This window comes from Paenarthrobacter sp. YIM B13468, from assembly GCF_042788025.1.
GTDB classification, from domain to species: Bacteria; Actinomycetota; Actinomycetes; order Actinomycetales; family Micrococcaceae; genus Arthrobacter; species Arthrobacter aromaticivorans.
Map to the genome: position 1 here is coordinate 412,826 of NZ_JBHZPI010000001.1, position 21,194 is coordinate 434,019.

Here is a 21,194-nt window from a genome sequence, read left to right on the forward strand (position 1 = left end):
TAGAACCGGCCCTGCCTCAGGAGAAAGACAGGGCCGGTGGTCTTGGGCTACAGGGCGACGAACGAAACGTCGTCCATGCGAGCGGACGGGGAGCCGGTGTTGATGAAGACACCATGCTTGGTATTGGTGGCAAGCTCCGTGACGGTTTGAGGGGAAATGACCTGTACGCCGTTGCGCTTGACGCTAATGGAGGTTCCGTTGAGGACTACCTCAATGACTGAGCCTGTGAGGCTTCCGAGTGTTCCGGACGTTGCCACGGTTGTCTGAGTGCCGCTGATCATTTTGACGAGCGTGAGCTTTTCAGCTCCGGCAGTGTTGTCTGGTCGGACAAGGATCATGTTGGTTGCGTTGGTCACGCGTGCTGCGATACGCATTCCGGCAGCGCTGTCCACGACTGCCAGCGTGGCTTTCAGGGTTCCGTTTGCGGCCCCTGCATCAACGTGCGCGACGGTGTACTGAGTTGTTCCGGTCCAGCTCATGCGGTTACCGCTGATGACTGCTTGAACGTCCGTGCCGGGGTACGCGCTGAACGTCCATGGCTTGTTCTCGCCGGAGGTGTATCCGAGTGCGCCGTCTGCCCTGTTGAAGTTGTCGCTGAATCCCAGGATCGGGACGACTGGAAGCGCTGGGTTGTTGAAGAGTGTGTCAAGGACGATATCTAGTCCGGCCATGGTTAGGCTCCTATAGCTGTAGTGGGTTGAGTTGTCGCTGATGTTGCGGTTGCGTTCACGGTGGCGACTCGGACAAGGACCTTGTTGCCGGTGATGCCGGTGACTGTCGTCTTGGTGTTCAGTGCCGGTGAGGGTGCGGGGGCTGCGGTCCATGTGCCGCCGTCGATTTGATATTCAACGGTGTAGCCGGTCACGCGGGAGGGTGCCTGTTCCCAACGGATTTCGACCGTTCCGCCCGTCCTTGTGGCGCTCACAGAAGGCGGTGGAGCGGGGTTCCCGGTGACATTGAGCAGAGCCCTCCGATAGGCCTCGTGCATGGCCTTACCGAGTCGTTCAACACCTACGCGGCTGTAGTGCACGTCATCACCGTGCTTGCCGGTGTTGGCAGGTCCGTAGGCGAATCCGGCGTTCTGGAACCGGGCAGCGGTTTGGATGTGTGCGGCCATGACTCCGGCAGCAACAACATTCCTGACTGTCCAGTCCGGTGACATTTCACCCACAACGACAGGCAGGGCCGGTGCTGACAACTGGGTACGGAAGTCGTTGACCAGAGCATCGAAGTACGTGGCGTACTGGGATTCAGTCAGGCGTGCGGAGTCGGCTTCTCCTTGGTGCCACAGCAAAGCCTTGAGCTTGGGAGCCATTCCAAAGAACGCTGTTGCCTGAGTAATGGCTTGCTGGGTCTGAGCAAGCATGGCCTCATACAGGTTCACCGGACCAACGTCCGTGACCTGCCAGCATCCACCACCGGCAACATAGGTGTAGCCAGTTGGAGGAGGATTCTCGCCTGTCGTGGTGAAGCCTGTTCCACCATGGGCGGCAGGGACCAACACAACTACGATTCCTGGGGGCTGGGTACGGAGGTATTCGCGAGCAAAGACGGTCAGCGGAGATAGGCCAGTTGAAGTGTCATGCATGTCCAGCGGCACTGTTGCCGGAGTGATTGCCGAAGCACCGGAACCGAATTGGAAGACGCGCGAGTCTTCAGGGTCGAAGTCGGCACCTACTGGGGTACCGCGTCCGGACATGTTGGACTGTCCACCACCAACGATGATGTGAACCTCACGGATGGGCGTTCCGTCCGGTGACTGTCCACCGAAGTACACCGTTCCGTCGTTGCGGATGCCGAAGGCGATAGAGCCGTTCTTGTCCGTGATGGTGTGCGCCCATCCTGTGGAGACCTGAAGGGGCTTGTGAGATGTGGTTCCAACAGTGGTGGCTCCGGTTGCATCGACGGAGAGCGCAACAACACCAGACTTGTCCCTGACACGGAAGACCGATTCGGGGTTGACCTTGGGTAGGCGCGGATCGGCGTCCTTGAGCAATCCAGCAGTTGCTAGCTGAGCGTCAACGGCTTCCGTTGCTGCGTCGGCTGCGGCTTGTGCAGCATCAGGTGCCATGTCGTCAATGGCTGCATCCGTGGCAGCGGCCATGTCGCGCATGCTTTCGGCTATGGCGCTGATCTTTGTTGAATCAGGTGGGAGTGGAATTCCCTTAGGTGTGGTGGTCATAGTGGTGCTCCGATTCGGATGAAGTCATTGATAGAAAGTTCGTCGCCTACGGTGTCGCAGGCTCCATCTGCGAAGTAGCCGCTGGCTGTCGTCGCGATGTTTGCGCAGGTATAGAAGTCGCCGTCTTCCGGGATTCCGGGAACGCGCCCAAGGGTTACGGCCAGTTCCCATTTCTTGCCGTTCCAGACGGCAGTGCCGCCAATGACAATCCCTCGAATATCGGATGTGCCACGGTCAGGACGGTTTGCCATGGGGTCACGGACAACGAGGAATGCTGTCTGTCGGCTCGTGGGGGCTATCAGGAAGGAAAGCTCTGTAATGGAAAGCTGTTCCGTATCCTGAATGGTCAGTTCTTTGGTGCGCCATTTGGATTCGGTGGATAGCCAGTGTTCGAAGATCGGAACCACTTCCGACGCATCGGCCCCGGCAATGAGGTCTGTCTTGAATTCAACGGAACGGATTCCGAAGGCAGAACGCATGGCGGTTGTGTCCACATGAGAACGCGAGCTGATAGGCGTTGTTCCGGTGTCGTTTTCTCCGTCCCACGTGTCCACTCGCTGAAGCGTGACTTCCGTGATGACGTCCTCAGGCTCTTTTGTCCACCCAGCATCAGCGAGCATGTTCCGTGCTGACTGTGTAATGGTGACCGTGCTAATGGCTGTGGGAGATCCGGCAATGATTCCCCAGCGCCCATCCGAGTACAGCCCGAGACGGTCGCGCGCGGTTTCCTTAGTGGAGTCCTGCAAGGCCGTGATGACCTTCACCGGGCCAGAGCCAGGAACGTAGTAGCTGCGGTTCGTGCGCTGCATGATTTGGCCGCGTAGGAACTCATCCAGCAGTTCAAGGAACGGCTTTTCCTTGTAGACGATTGCCGCGTGTTCCCTCTCGGGCCAGCGCAACGGGAAGCTATTGACCATCCATCCGTCAGGTGCCCAGCCGTTCATGTGGAGGATTCGTGCACTTGCCGGAACTGACGCGGAACTTACGTTGTAGATGGTTTCGTTTGCGAGGTCGGCAGTGAAGTCCACGGCAGTTATGCGGATTCTCAGTGCACCCTTGATTGCCGTATCAGGCGCGCCGGAGAGTCGCTGAATGCGCCCTACAAAATAGGTGAAGGACGATTCAGTGCTAACGGGTTCGTGGTAGACGGCGACGACTTTTCCAAGGTCAAGGAATGACAGGTCAGCCGGTTCCTTGATGAGCATCTCAAAAGAGCATGTTTCAGCTCCCTGCATGTCCAGATCGGAGGACACACCGTAGTCGATAGTCAGACCGGCAATCACTGGCTGATCGTCCAGAGCGTGCGCGTCCATCAGAACGTCATCGATGTAGATTTTTGGGGCTGGGTGATCTGCCATGGTTAGCCTCCGGTCTTTCCGGTTGCGCGGTTGTACGAAGTAATCGCGTCCACGATTTCCTTGCCCAGCGCTACTTTGTCCGTTCCTGGGGTCGCCTTGACTTCGATGCGGTAGTTGTTCTCAACGCGCATGGAGCCGGAGCCACCACCGGAGCCCGTAGCGGCCAGCATGAGGCCTGTTGCACCCATGCCAGAGGGAAGGCCTGTCAGGTCATATCCGCCTTGGAGACTGATTCCTGTTGCACCCACGCCCATGAAGTGCATTACATCTTTGAGCCATCCCGGTACGGAGAAGCCGTTGAACAAGCTGGATACCCAGCCGATGACGTTCTGAATTGCTCCGGTGATGCTGTCGAATCCACCAACAATGAAGTTGATGACGCCGGAGACGATGCTCTGTGCTGTGTTGAAAGCGCTTGAGAAAGCTGAGCCTACGAAGTTCGTTACGGCTGAGACGGCGGAAATGACTCCGTTGATGATCCCGATGACGGTGTTGATGTAGGCAGAGACGATGGAGGCGACGAATGCGAATCCGGCAGCAAAGAAGCTCTGGATGTTGCCGACGATTCCGCCCACGAAGTTGCCGATGCCGTTGAAGATCGATGTGAAGAAATTTCCGATGTTGGCTAGGGCATCGTTGATGAAGCCCATGAAGCCGTTCCAAACGTCAATGATGAATCCGACAAAGCCGTCCCACACGTCAGCGCAGAACTTAGCGACGGTTGCCCAGAGGTCTTGGAAGAACGTGGTCTGAGTGGCTAGGTAGATGATTCCGGCGACGAGCGCGGCAATAGCGACGGCGAGGAACACGAAGGGATTCAGGAGGGCAATGGCGTTCATGATTGCCATGGCTACGTTGAGTACGAGGATTGCAGCGACGAGGATGCCCAGTCCTACGGCCAGTCCTTGGACGAGTCCGATGTTCTGGGAAACCCATGCAACAACAGACCCCAGGATCTCTGCGGCCTTGGTCATTACCGGCAGGAGAGCTGTACCGAGTTTGACGCCCATGTCATTGAAGGCGGCTGTCAGACGGGCGTGCGCTCCGGCTGCGGTACCAGCCTCACGGGCATTGGCTCCAAGGGAATCCGCGCCTTGCTTCTGGATGAGCGAGAGGATCGCGGCTTGCTTTTGCTGGTCTGTCAGTGCGCCGTTGACCTTGGTGAATCCGAGTGCTGCGGCTTCCGCGTCGATCTTGGATTGGTTAAGGCTGATGCCGTACTTCTCAATGGGGTCCATTTCGCCCTTGAGGGCTGAGGACAGGGCAGCGACGGCATCCGGAACGGTTCCACCGAATTGAGCGGCGAAGTCGGCACCAGTGTTGAGCAGCATGTCAGTCTTGCCGACGAGCTGATCCATGGAGGTTCCGCCGTTTTTGAGCTGGGAACCGATCAGGGCCGCGTACTGTTTGTAATCGTTCGCGGACAGACCGAGCTTCTTAGCGGATTCGCTGGCAAGCTGGTCTACCTGTCCGGACATGCCCTTGAAGACGGCATCGACGGCACCGGAGTTCTGTTCGAAGTCTGACGCCATTTTTGTAAAGTCAGATCCGATTTTGAGAAGACCGGCACCCACGGCAAGGGCCGGAATGGTGAGTGACTTCATCTTGGACTGGAACTTTTGCAGTCCGGAGGCCGATTCCTCCATTCCCTTCTTGAAGTCCTTGGCGTCAGAAATAATTTTGACGGCTAGGATTGCTGATTTTGTTGCCATGGGTTACCTCTTGGAAGCCTTTTCGTGTGCTTCGATTTCTTCCTTTAGAATGTCGATGTAGGTTTGAATGATCAGGTCATCCTCAGCAATAAGCGTGCGGAAGGGAATTCCGGTCTTGTAACTGATGAAGACAATCGTCTGTGTGAGATCGCTAACTTTTAGAAGGCTCCACGTCTTCGGATTCCTCTGGTTCCAGATTGACTACTGTGTTGATGAAGTCATCCGGCTTCACGGTGGACGCAACAATTCCGGTGCGGACCAATGAGCAGTAAGAGACAAGAATCATGAAGAGATACTGAGCCTCTTCCTGTGAGGGGTATCCGTTACGGTTTCGGAGGATATCGAAACGTGCAAGGTCTGCAATGGTGACCTTGACTTCGTGTGTTTCCTCAACGCCGTTATTGGTAACGGTAAGTTTGTAAGTTGCCATAGCTGACATAATTAATCTCCTGAATAGTTTTGTGCGACGGAATCGACCGTCTTCATTAGTGCTGCCCAATAAAGTTCCATCCATTGGGGTTCTGTTTGTTTGGCGGCTTCTGCAAGCCACGGCTGTTCGCCCTGCACGCGGGGTCTGCCCTTGCTGTCTGAATAGCTGGCAGGTGTTCCGTAGTGGGTCACTCCGGCGTAGGGGACGGACTTGTATCCGAAGCGGATGATTGCTTCTCGTGGGGTTCCAGCAGCACGGCCTGTGGCCTTGAGCTGTCCGCCGTCTGTGGAATCCACCGGCGTCAGGGGAAGGGCTGCGGCAAGGACCATTTCAGCGGCAGCTTTGTTAGATGCCTTGAGGTCGGTCATGTCCGCGCCAGCCTGTTTGAGTGTTCGGACAAGCCGGTTAAGGCCCTCAACCCTGACGCCGATAAATTCAGTTGCCATGGTTAGGCCACGTCACCCGCGACGGCCTTGCCGATGACCTGAAAAGAGATGTCAGTTGTCGGCTTGCTCTTGGCGTCTCCACCGATTTCGGCAGGGGAAGCCACGACGAGGGAGCCAGTGAACTTCTTTCCTGCGGCTGTCGACGGGATGAACTCGAAGACGTGAGTTTCCCCAGCGTTGTCATAAAGCCAGAGCATCTTGGAAGCTGTTCCAAGATCCTGGAACATCGTTCCTTCAAGGGTCTGGGTCTCTGAGAACTCACCGGCAACCGTTTCGCCTGAAAGAACAGGGACAGGGTCACTTGTGTCGGAAGAGGTCACGAGCTTGATGGACGTGAGCTGAGAAGAGAAGTTTGTAAGGTCAGCGGCAGCACCAATGGTTAGTGTGCCAACGACGGTGTTCTGATTTACTGCCATGTTGATTCCTAAGAAATATGCATTGAAAGCGTGACCAGCAGCGCTGGGGCTGGACTGGTCAGGCTGGAATTTGGTTTGTTGATGGGGAGTGCTTCCGCGACGGGGTAGACACTGCGGAAGTTCTGCAAGAGGTCTTGAAGTTTGATCCAGACTTCGGCACTGCCGGATACGTCCGCTGTCATCAGGAAGACGTTGAATTCCATATCGAACTCGGTGTCATCAAGGGACAAAAATTCGATGGTGGACGGAACAACGAGCGCTCCGGGAAGTTCCAGAGATCCGGCTTCCGATGTTGCGGCAATTCCAGCACCTTTGAGCGTGTCCACAATTTCGTTGAGAGCTTCGGTGATAGTGGTCATCAGCCCACCATCGGCTTTTCGAATCCATCGATATGCAGCATGCGTGCAACGTCTGAATCGTATTTAGTGATGCGGATTTGTCCGCCGTCAATTGCACCGTCAACTGTTGCGCCGGGTGAAGTCCTGCGCTTGTACCAACGAGCGGCTAGGAGAATTGCGGCTAGCTTCGTGGTGCTCTCCCATTGACCAGTCGGGTGACGATCGATCGATGGGAGAGCATCCACGTAGTAGTTGACGGCATCAACGATGAGGTCAAGGGGTTCCAGATTCTGGGTAATCCCTAGCCAGCTAATTACGTCTGCCGTTGTGATCATGATTAGGCGCTTGTGACGTTCGTGAACTTGATGAGAGCGCCAGCGTCAAGGGTCTTGAGCGCGTAGAACTTCACAAGGGAAATGTCTTCACCAAAGACCGGTAGGTTGTGTGCGCTGTGACGGAATTCCTTGGATTCGCGGAAGTCGATTGCTCGGGAGTCACCAGCAATGACGGTCTTGTCCGGAAGGGCAGAGCTGGAAACAAGAATCGGTCCGCCTTCAAACTGGATGGTTCCGTTTGAGATGGAGATCTTGCCCTGATTCTGAAGCCACCATGGAGCGTTGGAGGCGGAGATATCGCGGATGAAGGCGTGAACATCGGGGCTTACAAGAACGAAATCAAGGTTCGCGCCAATGGCGTTCATGGTGTCAGCGGCCTTGTTGACGGCTGCGATTGCTCCAGAAGCGGCAGTGACGGCAGTGGAGTCGGCAAGCACCTTGTTGATGACGATGGTTTCCGTCTGGGTGTAATAAGAATCCAGAGCGTCCGAGTAGATATCGGAGATGACAGAAGCGTCACCGAATTCAACGATTTCAGCGGACAGACCCAGAGCCACGGCCTTGGCCTGAGGGGACCAGAATTCGCGGGAAGTAGTGAAGCCAGGGGACGTAGGAAGAGCTACGCGGTTGCCTGCCCAGTCGGCTACCTGAGTGACGCGGGTACGACGGGTACCGGTCAGGGTCAGGGAGGTGACAGCACCCTTGAGGAACTTCTCAGCGATAGGACGGGCGACACGGCGGGCGTTCCAAAGCGTTCCGAGATCCTGATCCTTCAGGTAGGTCTTGGCTGGGTCAAAGTCGGTGTGAACCTCAGTGAGCGCTGCGGTAAGAGATCCGTTGTCGCCACGTGCAGCGGCAAGTAGAGTCTGTGCGAAGTCAGCCGGGTAGTTGGCATCAGCAGCAAGGACAGGAGCGGCCTGAACTACGGAAGGAACTTCCGCAGCTTCTAGAGTTTCGGAAGTAATTTCCATAGTGGGTTCCTTTTCAGGGGTGAGGTCGCCGAAATCCTCGGCTACCAGTTGTGCATTTTTGAAAGCTGGTCGGACTACTAGCCCTGCTCCGGTGAGCTGACCGGCTGTGAGTTTGCCGTCCCTGATAATTGGGTTGGCGATTTCGACGCTGATTCCTGTACGGAGTCCTTCAGCGGCAAGAGTGAGCGCGTCGTTTCCCTTTGTGGTATTGACGATTCGGACTGTGGCTTCAAGGCCGGAATCTGTTTCATCAACGCGGATGAACTTTCCGATTTGGCGCTTGTAGTCGTGCTCTTCATTGAGTTCCAGAGAATTGATATCTTCCGGAATGGTCACAGAGCCTTTAGAGGCAATAATCTTTCCGACGCTGGTAGAGCCTTCTTCCCCAAAAGGAAGGAGCTTGTACGTCAAAGTGCGTTCTTCTGCGGAGGCTGTCAGCAGCTCGCCATAGGCATGAATTTCAGTCATTGGTGGGTTCCTCGGTGATGGGTTCCGGAGCGGGAGGGTTTGCCGGCTCGGGCTCAAGAAGTGGGTCAAGGTTTTCCATTTCGCGGACTTCGTTGACGGTGTAGATACCGGCAGTGATTGCGACGGAATACATGTCCATGCGCTCTTTGGTGTCGCCACGGAGTAGGGCAGAAGTGTCGAACTCGGCAACGGTTCCGGCAGGCAGGTAAAGGGAGAGTGTTTGCTCTATAGCGGCCATGTACGGAGCGAGAGCGCTATCGATCAGCTCTCGGTTCTTTCCGGCGCTGTTCGAATACGTGAGGGAAGCGCCATCCACTGATCCGTCAAGGAAGTAGGCGGGGATTCCGAGGGCACGCGCGGCCTGAATGACTAGGTAGTTGCGGCCTTCGATAAGGAGGTTTTCGGCAGCCTGTCCGAGCTGTTGCACGTCCACGGCATCGTTGGCAGCGGCAACAGAGCCATAGCGCTTGCGTCGATTGGAAGACCAGGAGGCCAGCAGTGCAGTCTGCTCCTCTTGGGACAGCCCTGCCTTGTACTTGAGGACGATAGACGGGACTGGGTTAGCGCCTACTTCTGCGGCTGTGCGCTCAAGTTCCTTGGTGTCCCTGATCAGGTCGGCTCCAAAGCTCAAGAGGCCTTCGTGATGGGCATCAATCCGGATGTAGCTTCCACGCGCAACGGGCTTATCGAATGCCTTGGTCAGTTGGCCGTCTTCGTTGATCTCGGCCTTCCACTCCGGAACAAAGCGGAGGGAGGAGGGCAGTCCGTTTGACTGCTTACCTTCGATCAGGAGGAAGGCGCGGCCATAGAAGATCAGTCCATCGACGATCCAGCTGACCGTCTGGAAGTTGGGTACGCCGGTCTGGATCTGCGTGAGGAATGTGGGTTGGTTGTCGAGCGGTCGCTGCGCCTTCTCTGCAATGAGCGGCATACGTGCAATCGACGTGCAAACAAGGTTTCGGGCTTTCGCAATCGCCGGAATGGACATGGCGGTCTTGCGATTGATGACGATGTTGGTGTTATCGGCAGGCAGTCCGTAGAGGGATTCGAACGTCAGGCGTTCAAGGCCGGAGGCATCGGCAAAAGGGGACTCAAGAGGCCAGCCCTCAACGTATGAGGCGGCAAGTTCTTGGCGCGCGGAAAGATCATCCGTGCCAAAGAGGAAATCAAAGAAAGCCAAGCGAACTCCAAGTAAAAGGGACAACAAAAGTAGGGCGTCATTTTTGTCTTTTTACTTGGCACTTGGCTTTACGTAGTCCGGGATGGGAAGAAGGAGGAAAAGACCCATCCCGGACTGTCTAACGTAAACAGTGATTCTGCCTCAATCACTAATATCCATTATACCACATAAAATGCGTGCGCCGTTAGTGCGCGTATGCAACTATCTAGTCAGCGAAAAGAACCATGGGTGCCTCATAGGCCCTTTGTTCTGTGACAATACGAACGGCATTCACGGCAGCAATCAAAGCCGGTTCCGAACGTTCGTGCGAGAATACCCAGCCTTCACCCATGCGACGGGTAGCGGCAGTGGAAATGGCATCCCGAAGGGCAACGTGTCCGTCATGCTGAAGTTTCCCGTCATCCAGCAGTGATTTGAAGTAGACGCCAGCGGTCTTGTATTCATCTGCTTTCAGCAAGCGCAACTCTGCCCCGTAGTGGTCGGCATGGAAGGCGTCCGAGATCATCTGATTCATAGGGTATTTGTCAGCGGCGATATCCATAGGGTAGGAATCCTTGATCTGTTTGAGGGCTTCCGGCAACCAACCGATTCCGGCACCAGTACGGATAACCTTCAGGCTGATCTTGTCAGCGTCCTTGTACGCGGCCACGATTGCGGCGCTGGATTTGTCATAGGCGACTTCCCAGCCAATGCCGACACTGCGGCGCTGTGGAGTGCCAAGAGTGCCGTAGGACTGCGCCCACTTCTTCGTGTCCAGCACGGATTCAAAGACGACGGTCTGGCGGTTCATGTATGAGCGTTCCCATTCGCCCTTGCTCATCTGCACTTGGGCTTGGGCAATGTCGTCCTTGGCGATCAGTTGGCCTTGCAAGCCGGGGTGAAAGTCCCAGAGAGACGCGTCTGAGGCATCCACGCCGTCAGGAAGTGCCCACTCGAAGAGGGCAATCGACGGCTCTTCCTCCTGTAGGGACAGCCGGCCTCGCTTGATCCACTCATTGAGGAAGGTTGACTTGGGTGTTCCCTTGGTGGAAATCAGCCATGTTTGACGGTCTTTCATGGTCTGCATGGCCGGAATCGCGGCCCCCAGGATTCCGTTACCCAGCAGCTCGTCGAAGCTGAAGCATTCATCCATGACGAGATCGCTGAATGTGTATCCGTGAAGGGATTCCTCATTGGGCACGAACGGAGCTATACGGGAACCGTTGTGGAAGGTGATTCGTGGGGAGTCGGCAGCGCGTCGGACGTGGATAGTATTGCCGAATTTTGATGCCGCAATAGCGTCAATGAGATCTCGCCATCGTTCGGCGCTGTCCTTCCCGGTCTGAGCCGTTGAAAAGGACTTGCGCTTGGGCATGGTCAGCGCTCGTGCTGTCAGAACCGTCCTGATCAGTAGAGACTTCCCGGACTGACGCGGCACGGTCAGGACAATGGTCCCGAATCGGTAGCTACCGTCAGGACTCTTCTCCGTCGCCACTCGGACAACGAACCTCTGCCACGGGAGCAGGGGAGTGCCCAGCTCTTTGGCTACGCGTTCGACAATCGCCAGCTCGTGCTTGGCTCCCGGTGTCGGCTGGGTAGCGTGGAGCGGCTGAGCTGATCCCAGAGTCTCTAGCCAGTACTCTGGACTGTCGCTATCCATCGGCCAGCTCGGTCAGCTCGTCAAAGAAATCCTGGACTTCATCCGTTTGCCTGATTTCGGGCTTGGGTAGGGCATCCATGGTCGCGCGGATCTCTTTGGAGAGTGCCGCGTACTGGGTCATGTTGGTGCACGAGTCGAGTTTGTCCACCAGCTCTGTCAGCAGAGCCACTGTAAGCGCGTGCTCGTCGGTCAGGAGATCAGCGTCATCGAGGAATTTGATGAATCGGGCTGTATCCTTTGCAATCGTGGATTTCTGGGTCATATCGGGGTCTTTCGAAATAATTCAAAGCTAGAGAGAGAGGAGCGAAGCGCGCGGGGCTTCCAGCGCGTTCACTGGCTTAAAGAAATGAGCCATTCCAGCTCATCAGTGTTCGTGGCTCGCCAGTCTTCAACGGGTCTGTTTTGGCGGGTGCTGTTACATATGAAGTGACAAGGACGGCAGTTTTCCAATGCGTCTGTTCCGCCATGTGATCTGGCAATGATGTGATCAACAGTTGGCTTCCAGTTATCCGTGGCGTCCATATCAATCCACTTGCCGCACAGGTGGCACATTGGTTCATACGTTGCATAGACCAGATCGAATAGCTTGGTGCTCCTGCTTCCGCCGTAGCTACTCATGAGCCCCCCCTACAGTGGCAGGGATGGGGGTATGCAGGTAGGGGGTGGGGTCTGTTCGCCCTGCATATCCGTTGCCGTGTGTGTACGGGCTGAGGATCAGTCCGAAGTGCAGGTGGTAGCCAGTAGTTGCGCCGGACTTGCCTGAGATCCCGATAACGTCGCCAGCAGTCACAGAATCGCCCGTGCGGACATAGGCCTTCATCAGGTGCGCATACTCAGTCCGGAACCCTTCACCAAGCAGCAGAACACCAATCCCGGCAGCTCCACCGAGCATCGGCCATTCCCCGCCGTCACCAGCGAATTCAACGATTCCGTCATGGGCGGCAAGGACCGGTTGCATGACAAGACCAATGTCCAAACCGTTGTGGCCTTCTAGTCCGAAGCGCTTATAGACGTTGGCGTTCGCCGCGAAATCCTGGAGGACAGCAGCTTCCCCGTGATGGGGTCTGAGAAGCCGTATTTCAGCCTCTGCGGCCTTAGGAATAGATTTTGCGGTCATCGTGCCTCGTTAAACGGAAATTCCCTCAGAATGGCTCTGAGGGGTTAGGTGCTGTCTTTCCAGCAGTCAGCGCGTGTTATCCCACGGCAGGGGTGTTGTGATCGTCATCCTCAGGCTTTGGCTTTTTGAACATCGGTGCTATCGCTCGGTAGAGGGAAAGCGTGATAATTACGATTCCAAGGACTGGGATTAGTTCGGTTGGCATGTACTGCATCAGGGGCAGAAGCTCCATAGAATCCTCCTGAGATCGAAGGAATGCCTATCTCTATTATACAGTACAATCAGCAGTACAATGCTGAGAGTGCATCTTCCTGAGCTTTCTCAGGTGCCCTAGGTGTTGCAGTAGCGCCAGAACGATTCCGATTCCAAAGATGATCTCAATCATTGCGGTACCAGCTATTGAAGTACTCCATCTCAGAGCACTTCATATCCAACTCTTCGGCAGCTGTCGGCCTAAGGTCAACAGGAGGAATAGCCGTCTTCCAGTTGCCTTCTGAGTCTTTGATCCATTCGATTCCCTCAACGTAGGGAGGTTCCGGCATTACATAGTGTTCGGGCACTTCATTCATTTCCGCTCCTAGCGGGTTAGTGGTGATACAGGAGCGTCATATGTCGTTGCGTCGTTAGGTGGTGCTGTGCAGAAGTGCAAAAAAGTTTCTTCTAGTAGCTGCATAGAGCTGTATGCGTAGCTAAGAGCTAAATCTAATGACTACTACTACTGAATAAAGCAAAATTGCACTTCTGCACTTATAGGCTTTCTAGCCTTGATTTCTAGGGGTTTTCACCCTGCACTTAGGGTGCACCTCACTGCACTTGAGGTGCAGTTTCTAGCTGGTTCATGAGGTCTCGGAAGTCAAGTTCCTCTCGGGTTTCCCCCAAGTGCAATTTTCGTGATTCCAAAACTGCACTTTTGCGGACGCCCCAGACTCGGGCATGACCTCCGGGGCGCTTACCTTTACGGTCGGCGGGCATCTTGTTGAACGCCTCAATGTCCTTGAGCCAATCCTTCTGCTTCACCGATGGTTCACCGTTCTCAAAGCACCAGTTTTGGAACATCGGGTAGGCATCTTTCGGAGTCATCATGTCGCTCATGTAGGCATGCTTGTCGATGACCAGGACGCCACTCTCAACCATGTCGTTGAGCCACATCAACGGAGCTGAGGACTCGACCACGTTTTCTTGGCTGCGCTTGCGGATGGACTCCGGAACCGGGATATGTCCAATTTCCAAGTACTCCCTAGCTCCGGCCAGTATCCAGAACATGATTCCCGAACCCTCTTGGTCGATAAGCTCGCGGACAAGGTTCTTGTTGCGGTCCATGGCATCAGGTTCAAAGACGTGATCGAAACCAACAATGTTCATGCGGCCCACAATCGCGTTGTCAGTCGTGTCGAACTTCGGGATGTGGTTGGCGGCGATATGGAGGACGCATTGAGCTTGCCACTCAACGCCGTCCTGTCCCTTCTTAGAGGTTGTGATCGTGTCACCACCACCAGCGAGGGCCTTAAGGAATGCGTCATCTGTGCGCTGCTTTTGAGGCTCTGAGAGGTACAGGAACCGCTTGCCGCGTGCCTTGTGCTGTTCGAAGTTGGCTGCGCCACCATACTTTTGAACGATTGCCGTTGGAGGAAGTTCGCCAGCGTAGGTGCCGAACACTTCACGGAGAACATTGATGTAGGTGCTCTTGCCAGTGTGGCTGAGTCCAACCAGCGTGACGATGTTCTTGGCATCCCCCTTACCCAATAGGGCAGCACCAGCGGCAATGCGGAGGTAGTCCTGCACCCCCTCATCCGGAGTCCAGTCGCTAAGGGCCTGTCCCCACTTCTTCGGATATGTCTCAGGGGAGAGCCAGGAACCGGTTTGAGTGACTCCAAGGTGACGAGAGACCGGAAGCTTCGGCGACGGTGCCAGCGGTTCGGCGTCGATGTTCTCAAGGTCGATCACACGTCCATCCGACATGACTGCCCAACGCTGATCGTGGTCGAAGAACTCCGGAGCCTGTTGGAACTCGTATCGGATGCGAGTCTTGAGATTCTTCAACCCACCAGCAGACCGGATTGATTTGGCGTAACGGAAGAGTTCGGCCATGCCTTTTCGTGCGGCGGCCTTGTCCTCGTCACTCATGGTGCTGTTGTTGAGGTAGTTCGTAGCGTAGTCAGCAGTCGCTTTGAGCGCGTTGGCGAACTCGGTTGCGAGGTAGTCATCCACAAGGCCTCTTTCGTCCTTGGAGTGAACAATTCCGTTCCAGACGTACCAGTCCCCGCCATTGGTGGAGTGGGGGATAAAGGTCAAGTGATGTTCGAAGATCTGCGCGAGGGTGCGCGCTGCGTCCAGATCAGTCAGCGGGACAGCACCTGCAAGTTTGGAGTAGTCAGCCTTACCTGCGAGGGTATGTTTGCTGACCTCGGCCAGACGCCACTTTTCGACGGTCATGGCAATGTTGTTCTGGGTATCTGTCAATGTAGTTCCTCATTCTTTGAAGTTGTTCGGTCATGCGACCTTCTTTCGTTTGGTTTTGTTTTTAACTTGGCGCCGCTTGGCAAGCGGGTGACCTGATGCCCTCATTTGGGTCGAGCTGAGGATCTAGCTACTTATTCCTTTGTTCTCGACCTCCTTCCTCAGCTCGGCCACTTCCTGTTGCAGCTCGACTACCGCCAATGCAAGCTTCCTAGTTACCGCGTCGGGTTCATCACTGGGGAGTATGCCCAAGGCTTTGACGGCCTCGTTCTTGCGGGTGTACTCGTCAAGGCTGCTGGACACTGACTCCGCGACTGACGCAAGCATGGAGAAGAGCTTGGGGCGGGGGTCTTTCATGCGGCTTCCTTCTCAAGTGCTTCGATCATGTCGGTCAGCGCTTCAATCCGCCGCTCGCACTGGTTGCGTTCCCTGTCCAGTCGGCCAAGGCTTCTGTAAAGCATTGAGCGTCGTTGTCTTGCCGCTGCTAGCGGACTTCTTGGATGCCCTTTAGGTAGTCCCATAATTTCCCTCTCTGTCGTTTTTAACAATACCTCTATTATACACTATAAAAACCTCTTGCGTGTAAATTAATTCCTAACATACCGTTTATCAAACAATGTAAAGCTGGCTTTATGAATAACCCCTAGGGGTATATACATATCTGAAAGAGCTATACACTATCGTCGTTTCGCTTAAACGACGGAACCCCCACCACTGAGGGTGAGGGTTCGCTCCGGAAGGCCGGGAAGAGGACAGTCTACAGCAATCTTGCATTAGTCGCAAATCGGGCTATGGGATCACCGGTACAACCCTTATCTCAGCCAGTGCGTTCCGGCTAGGGTCACGCGGACTTGCACCAGTAGGTGGGAGGACAATCACCCCGGCGATTATCTTGCTCAAGGCTTCCCTGAATTGGGCGGTAGCTGCTTCGGATATCTCCGTCTCTTCCTCAATCACTTCCACTGGCTTGGTCTTGGTCGCTTCCGTGATGGTCACCAGCTTTGGGCGTTCCTCACTGAAACCCATTAACACTGCACCCTGGCTGATCTGCTCATGTACGTCTGCGGCAGGGGTGAAGCTTCCGAGTTCCGCCAGCGCCTCATTCAGTGCGGCTTGTGCCTTATCTATGGCAGCGGAGTACCGGGCCAATTCAAGGGCAGAGATCTCGGGCCGCAACTTGTTCTCAAAGGCGTACCGCTGGTAATCGATGTACACAGCATTGGCGCTCTCAAGTTCCGCTTCCGCGTCGGCAACGGCCTTCTCTGCTGAGATCCTGGCTTCGTCATCTGTCGGCATTGCGGATGCCCATTCATCCAAGTGGGAGCCAAGCCACCACCACACTGCGGTCTGGACAACGGAGCGCTTCCGGAACATACCGGGACAGACGGCCTTGCCGCCAGCGTTGTAGTTGGCGCACAACAGGTTAGGAACTCCACGTGCCATATGAGAAAGCATCTTGCCGCCACAGTGCCCACAGAAGACAAGGCCATGGAGCATCCACTTAGTGTTGCGTGGACGGTCCTGCATCTTCCGGCTTTCGCGTGCTTTCCGGTATGCGGCCCATTGGGCTTTGGTCAGGATCGGCTTATGCGCTCCATCAACTCTTAGTACATGTTCGGGGTCTTTCCTGTCAGGTATCCAGACGATTTTGCCGCTGTAGAAGTCCTTATCCAGCAAGTCAAAGAATCCGCTTGTGTGCCAGCCGCTAGGGCCAGCGGAAGCAAGGCCACGATTGTTGAAGTCCTCACAGATAGTCCGTGCGCCTTCACCCTTGGTGTACCTGTCGTAAGCTTCACGGAGGATAGCGGCCTCATCCTCTTTAAGGACGTAGGAGCCATTCGCCTTGGAGTAGCCAAACTGCTTACTTCCAGACGGTGGAAGGCCACGGCTTAGCCGGTACATCAGAGCTTCATTCCACTGCTCTTTCTTGGTGTCTGATTCAAGCTCGGCCAAACCAAGCATCATGGTCAGCGAGAATTTGCCCATGGCTGATCGGTCGATTGGCTCAAGGGCGCAATGAACCTGCCCCTTGGCCTCTTCTTCGATGGTCTTGAGGGTGATCAAGCCGTCTAGGGTGTTACGGGCGAAGCGAGTCCAGCGCCATACAAGTAGCACCTTGGCTTTCTTGTCCTTGATCATCTTCACGGCGGCTTGGAACTCTTTGCGCTTGACGATGGAGCGGCCCGAAACGCCTTTTTCGTTGAACGCCTTCACTACCTCCCAGCCCTTGGACTTGGCATAGGCGTAGCAAGCCTCCTCCTGCAACTCATGAGAGATGGATTCCTCACGGTGCTTTGACTGTCGAGTGTAGATAATGACCTTCATGCGGATCATGTTACATGTAGAGGCGCCTTGCTGATGCCGCCCTCAACGAAGCCAAAGAACGCATACGCTCCGCGGCACAAAACTCGGGAATTCCTTTGAGCCGGAGGAAGATCACCGCAAATCTCATTCCAGCGTCCTTGCCCAAACGTGGTTCGGGCTTTGACCTTGCCATCACCATGGCTGTACTCCGTGCTGCCGAGGACATTCGTTCGATCGATGGGACAGTCTTCATTGCTGAGTTGGGTTTGGATGGCCGGCTTCGGCCGGTGAGGGGCATCCTCCCTGCCGTCATGGCAGCCGTCCAGGCCGGGTATCGGGAGATCGTCGTGGCCGAAGCTAACGTCGCCGAGGCAACGTTGGTACCGGGGGCTCACGTCAGGGGATACAGGACTCTCGCCCGGCTCGCCTACGACTTCGGCGCGGACCCCAAAGAACTCGCCCTGGACTACGACCCGCCCGGCGGTGAGCCCGGGGACGAAAACGAAGACGAAGTGGGCATCGTGCCTGATCTTTCCGACGTCTCGGGGCAATTAGAGGCCCGGCGCGCGCTGGAAGTCGCAGCTGCAGGTAGCCACCATATGCTGCTGACCGGTCCACCAGGTGCGGGCAAGACGATGCTCGCAGAGCGTCTGCCGGGACTTCTGCCGGACCTGGCGGACAAGGCAGCAATGGAAGTTACTGCCATTCACTCCCTGGCGGCGGTCCGCTCATCACGCGGCACATTGCTCCGGCGGCCCCCCTTCGAGAATCCCCACCACAGTGCTACTGCAGCTGCCATCATCGGCGGAGGTTCGGGCCTTCCCCGCCCGGGTGCTGCCTCGCGGGCCCACCGTGGGGTCCTCTTCCTTGACGAGGCTCCCGAGTTTGAACGACGTGTCCTGGATGCCCTCCGACAGCCCTTGGAGAGCGGTGAACTGGTCATTCACCGTTCTGCGGGAACAGCAGCTTACCCCGCTCGCTTTCAACTGGTCCTGGCATCCAATCCTTGCCCATGCGGCAAAGCGTCGGGCAAGGGAATGGACTGTACCTGCACCGCAATAATGCGCAGGCGGTACTTCGGCCGAATATCGGGTCCTCTCCTGGATCGCGTCGACATACAACTCCAAGTGGAACGCGTATCTCTTGCCGATTTTGGACAGGCAGGTATGGAAGAGGGAACCGACGCCGTCGCAGAACGGGTACTGGCTGCGAGGCAGCGGCAGGCTGAGCGCCTGGGCGCATTCGGCATTGAGACCAATTCCCAAGTGCCAGGACGCGCCCTGCGCGGGGAACTGAGGCTGGCTCCGGGCACCACGCGCATCCTGGACACGGCCTTGGAGCGTGGCATTCTCACGGCCCGAGGCTACGACCGCGTCCTTCGCTTGGCGTGGACACTGGCAGACCTGGACCATAGCAACATTCCCACTGCAGACCACATCGGACAAGCGCTCGGCCTCCGGCAAGCAACGACGACAGCATGAAGGACAACGTGACGAAGGACGAAGTGGCAACGGAAGGCGCAAAGGCAGCAGTGTTGGGAAAACAGGAAAAGGAGAGGCTGGCACGGGCAGCTTTGGCGCGTCTGATGGAACCACAGGATTCCGTAGGGCTCGCGTTGGTTCATGCTGTTGGAGCTATTGACGCGCTGGGTATCGCGACCGGCGAACTCGCTGCCGGGCCACGCCTCGAGCAGGAAATTTCCACCTTGCTCTCCGAAAGCGGAGGCCAGGCTTCCTGGCCGGGGCTCACGGCAAGCAAGCGACGGTGGGCTCCACGTGTTCCGGACCTCGCGCCGGACCGTGACCTGGACACGATGAAGAGGCTCGGTGGCCGCCTGATCGTTCCCGGCCATGAGCTATGGCCTGAGCAATTGTCGGACCTCGGCCTTCAGGAGCCTTTGTGCCTGTGGTGGCGCGGACACGAGCAGCCCCTTCCCTCAATGCGGCAGACCATCGCGCTGGTGGGGTCCAGGGACAGCACGAGCTACGGAGCATCTGTGACCGGGGACCTTGCCTACGGCTTGGCTCAACGTGGGTATTGCGTAGTGTCCGGCGGAGCCTACGGCATTGACGCCCACGCCCACCGTGGGGCCCTCCGTGGTGGGGTCGCAAACGTACCGACCATTGCGGTCATGGCTGGGGGAGTGGACCGCTTCTATCCCTCCGGGAACGAGGACCTTCTTCGTGCTGTGGCCAACCAAGGAGCGGTGATTTCCGAGGTTCCACCCGGATCTGCTCCTACAAGGTACCGGTTCCTGCAGCGAAACCGCCTCATCGCTGCGCTGGCGGCTGTCACGGTGGTGGTGGAAGCTCGATGGCGTTCAGGCGCATTGAACACAGCCCATCACGCCGAGAGCATTGGGCGGGTGGTGGCAACTGTTCCCGGGTCCATTCACAGCGCGAATTCGGCTGGTTGCCATAGGCTGCTCCGGGATGGCGGGGCGATCTGTGTGACGGACGTCGGAGAAATTGCTGAATTGGCCGGGCGGAACGGCGAGGTGACTGTCTCTGACAAGGATTCGCTGGCCGCACCCCATGATGGTTTGTCTTTGGAAGACCTGATTCTCTTGGATGCCTTACCTCTTCGATCAGCAAGTTCCGTGGAGAAACTCACGGTGGTTGCCGGCCTCAGCCCGGACTCTGTGCGTGCGGGCTTGGGCCGATTGGGACTGCTGGGGCTCGCATCCTCTGAACGGGGGGCCTGGAAGCGCACCAAGAATGCGTAGGGCGGACAAGTCGCGAGGCATGTTGATACGCAGCGACGGTCCATGTTGCTGGCAAAGTTGGAAGGGTGGACGCAGAATCATTGCCAGCACCGCTAAAGAGTGCAGTGGAGGGTTTCGAGCGCTACCTCCACGGTGAACGCGCGAGGTCGGCACATACTGTCCGCGCATATCTGGCAGATGTGCACAGCCTTCTCGGATTCGCGGTCCAGGAGGGAATACGCGATCTCGATCAACTTGAGTTGGGTTCTCTCCGCCGATGGCTGGGTGCGCAAAGTGAAGCCGGGATGGCCCGGTCGACTCTTGCCCGCCGGGCCGCCACGGCCCGGGCGTTCACCAAGTGGGCTCTGCGGGAGGAACTCATCGCCACGGATCCAGCCATTCGCCTGCAAGCTCCTAAACGCGTGAAATCGTTGCCTGGAGTCCTCCAGCAGCAGCAAGTTCTCAGGGTCGTGGATAGCCTTGACGCTGCCGCGGCGGATGGAGGTCCTCTGGCCCTCCGCGATCGTGCAATGGTGGAGTTGTTGTACGCAACCGGCGTGCGGGTTGGGGAGCTTGCCGGGCTGGACATCGATGACATGGATCAGGATAGAAGGACCCTCCGCGTCATTGGCAAGGGAAACAAGGAGCGTACCGTTCCTTTCGGAGTTCCGGCTGCCCTTGCCATCGACGATTGGCTTCGCCGGGGACGTCCGGCACTGGTAACTGCCACGAGCGGCCCGGCTCTGTTCCTGGGCGTAAGAGGAAACCGCGTTGACCCACGTCAGGTCCGTGCGGTTGTAGCCGTCCTGCTGCAGGCACTCGGCGATACGGCCGCAACGGGGCCTCACGCCCTGAGGCATAGCGCCGCAACCCACCTGCTGGATGGTGGGGCTGATCTTCGGGCCGTGCAGGAAATTCTTGGCCACAGTAGCCTCGCCACTACGCAGATATACACGCACGTTTCCGTGGACAGGCTTCGGAAGAGCTACCAGCAGGCCCACCCCCGGGCCTGAAAATGACGCCCCAGGAGTTGCACTGGCGGAAAAGGGAAGGGTACGGCAAAATGAAAGCACCACGGCCGAACCTTCAATTTAGGGTTGAGGGTTCGTTTCGTGTCACAATCAAAGAGCTAAATTG

21 protein-coding genes and 1 pseudogene are annotated in these 21,194 nt (G+C 56.6%); 3 read left to right on the plus strand and 19 right to left on the minus strand.

The window, feature by feature from the left end:
- Positions 1–47: 47 nt before the first annotated feature.
- The 19 genes from ACFX4T_RS01880 to ACFX4T_RS01970 all read right to left on the minus strand — a co-directional run bounded on the left by ACFX4T_RS01880 (position 48) and on the right by ACFX4T_RS01970 (position 17,374).
- The gene (locus tag ACFX4T_RS01880) at positions 48–671 is read right to left on the minus strand and encodes a hypothetical protein (RefSeq protein WP_377650592.1); all 624 of its coding nucleotides are present in this window, start codon (positions 669–671) and stop codon (positions 48–50) included.
- A 2-nt stretch (positions 672–673) separates the two neighbouring features.
- On the minus strand, positions 674–2,182 hold the full coding sequence (locus tag ACFX4T_RS01885) for a sialate O-acetylesterase (protein ID WP_377650593.1): 1,509 nt from the start codon (positions 2,180–2,182) through the stop codon (positions 674–676).
- Positions 2,179–3,540, minus strand: coding sequence for a hypothetical protein (locus ACFX4T_RS01890; RefSeq protein WP_377650594.1), 1,362 nt, complete (start codon positions 3,538–3,540; stop codon positions 2,179–2,181). The genes ACFX4T_RS01885 and ACFX4T_RS01890 overlap by 4 nt, the downstream gene beginning before the upstream one ends.
- 2 nt (positions 3,541–3,542) lie before the next feature.
- Positions 3,543–5,252, minus strand: coding sequence for a hypothetical protein (locus ACFX4T_RS01895; protein WP_377650595.1), 1,710 nt, complete (start codon positions 5,250–5,252; stop codon positions 3,543–3,545).
- A 151-nt stretch (positions 5,253–5,403) separates the two neighbouring features.
- On the minus strand, positions 5,404–5,682 hold the full coding sequence (locus ACFX4T_RS01900) for a hypothetical protein (RefSeq protein WP_377650596.1): 279 nt from the start codon (positions 5,680–5,682) through the stop codon (positions 5,404–5,406).
- Positions 5,683–5,693: 11 nt separating this feature from the next.
- Complete coding sequence (locus ACFX4T_RS01905; RefSeq protein ID WP_377650597.1) at positions 5,694–6,128, minus strand: hypothetical protein; 435 nt, start codon at positions 6,126–6,128, stop codon at positions 5,694–5,696.
- A gap of 2 nt (positions 6,129–6,130) precedes the next feature.
- Complete coding sequence (locus ACFX4T_RS01910) at positions 6,131–6,544, minus strand: hypothetical protein (protein ID WP_377650598.1); 414 nt, start codon at positions 6,542–6,544, stop codon at positions 6,131–6,133.
- An 8-nt stretch (positions 6,545–6,552) separates the two neighbouring features.
- Positions 6,553–6,903, minus strand: coding sequence for a hypothetical protein (locus ACFX4T_RS01915; protein ID WP_377650599.1), 351 nt, complete (start codon positions 6,901–6,903; stop codon positions 6,553–6,555).
- Entirely contained in the window at positions 6,903–7,217 is a 315-nt protein-coding gene (locus ACFX4T_RS01920) for a hypothetical protein (protein ID WP_377650600.1), read from the minus strand. Before ACFX4T_RS01920 ends, ACFX4T_RS01915 begins: the two co-directional genes overlap by 1 nt.
- 2 nt (positions 7,218–7,219) lie before the next feature.
- Positions 7,220–8,656, minus strand: a complete 1,437-nt coding sequence (locus ACFX4T_RS01925) for a hypothetical protein (protein WP_377650601.1) — start codon at positions 8,654–8,656, stop codon at positions 7,220–7,222.
- Positions 8,649–9,836, minus strand: a complete 1,188-nt coding sequence (locus tag ACFX4T_RS01930; protein ID WP_377650602.1) for a phage portal protein — start codon at positions 9,834–9,836, stop codon at positions 8,649–8,651. Before ACFX4T_RS01930 ends, ACFX4T_RS01925 begins: the two co-directional genes overlap by 8 nt.
- 205 nt (positions 9,837–10,041) lie before the next feature.
- Positions 10,042–11,475, minus strand: coding sequence for a hypothetical protein (locus ACFX4T_RS01935; protein ID WP_377650603.1), 1,434 nt, complete (start codon positions 11,473–11,475; stop codon positions 10,042–10,044).
- Positions 11,468–11,737, minus strand: a complete 270-nt coding sequence (locus tag ACFX4T_RS01940; RefSeq protein ID WP_377650604.1) for a hypothetical protein — start codon at positions 11,735–11,737, stop codon at positions 11,468–11,470. Before ACFX4T_RS01940 ends, ACFX4T_RS01935 begins: the two co-directional genes overlap by 8 nt.
- Positions 11,738–11,805: 68 nt before the next feature.
- Positions 11,806–12,093: an HNH endonuclease gene (locus ACFX4T_RS01945; RefSeq protein WP_377650605.1), complete on the minus strand. Its 288-nt coding sequence runs from the start codon at positions 12,091–12,093 to the stop codon at positions 11,806–11,808.
- A complete protein-coding gene (locus tag ACFX4T_RS01950) occupies positions 12,086–12,592 on the minus strand; it encodes a M23 family metallopeptidase (protein WP_377650606.1) in 507 nt (168 codons plus the stop codon). The genes ACFX4T_RS01945 and ACFX4T_RS01950 overlap by 8 nt, the downstream gene beginning before the upstream one ends.
- 377 nt (positions 12,593–12,969) lie before the next feature.
- Positions 12,970–13,161, minus strand: a complete 192-nt coding sequence (locus ACFX4T_RS01955) for a hypothetical protein (RefSeq protein ID WP_377650607.1) — start codon at positions 13,159–13,161, stop codon at positions 12,970–12,972.
- 235 nt (positions 13,162–13,396) lie between these two features.
- Positions 13,397–15,052: a phage/plasmid primase, P4 family gene (locus tag ACFX4T_RS01960; RefSeq protein WP_377650608.1), complete on the minus strand. Its 1,656-nt coding sequence runs from the start codon at positions 15,050–15,052 to the stop codon at positions 13,397–13,399.
- A gap of 123 nt (positions 15,053–15,175) precedes the next feature.
- Positions 15,176–15,406 (minus strand): hypothetical protein, encoded by a 231-nt coding sequence (locus ACFX4T_RS01965; protein WP_377650609.1) that lies wholly within the window; start codon positions 15,404–15,406, stop codon positions 15,176–15,178.
- Between the two features lie 432 nt (positions 15,407–15,838).
- Positions 15,839–17,374, minus strand: coding sequence for a recombinase family protein (locus tag ACFX4T_RS01970; protein WP_377650610.1), 1,536 nt, complete (start codon positions 17,372–17,374; stop codon positions 15,839–15,841).
- Between the two features lie 26 nt (positions 17,375–17,400).
- Here ACFX4T_RS01970 and ACFX4T_RS01975 point away from each other — a divergent pair.
- The 3 genes and pseudogenes from ACFX4T_RS01975 to ACFX4T_RS01985 form a co-directional block, all read left to right on the plus strand.
- Positions 17,401–18,834, plus strand: a pseudogene (locus ACFX4T_RS01975) (YifB family Mg chelatase-like AAA ATPase); the annotation flags it as partial.
- Positions 18,831–20,078 (plus strand): DNA-processing protein DprA, encoded by a 1,248-nt coding sequence (gene dprA, locus ACFX4T_RS01980; RefSeq protein WP_377650611.1) that lies wholly within the window; start codon positions 18,831–18,833, stop codon positions 20,076–20,078. The pseudogene ACFX4T_RS01975 and the gene dprA, both read left to right, overlap by 4 nt.
- Before the next feature lie 65 nt (positions 20,079–20,143).
- Entirely contained in the window at positions 20,144–21,070 is a 927-nt protein-coding gene (locus ACFX4T_RS01985; protein WP_377650612.1) for a tyrosine recombinase XerC, read from the plus strand.
- The last annotated feature ends 124 nt before the right edge of the window (positions 21,071–21,194 follow it).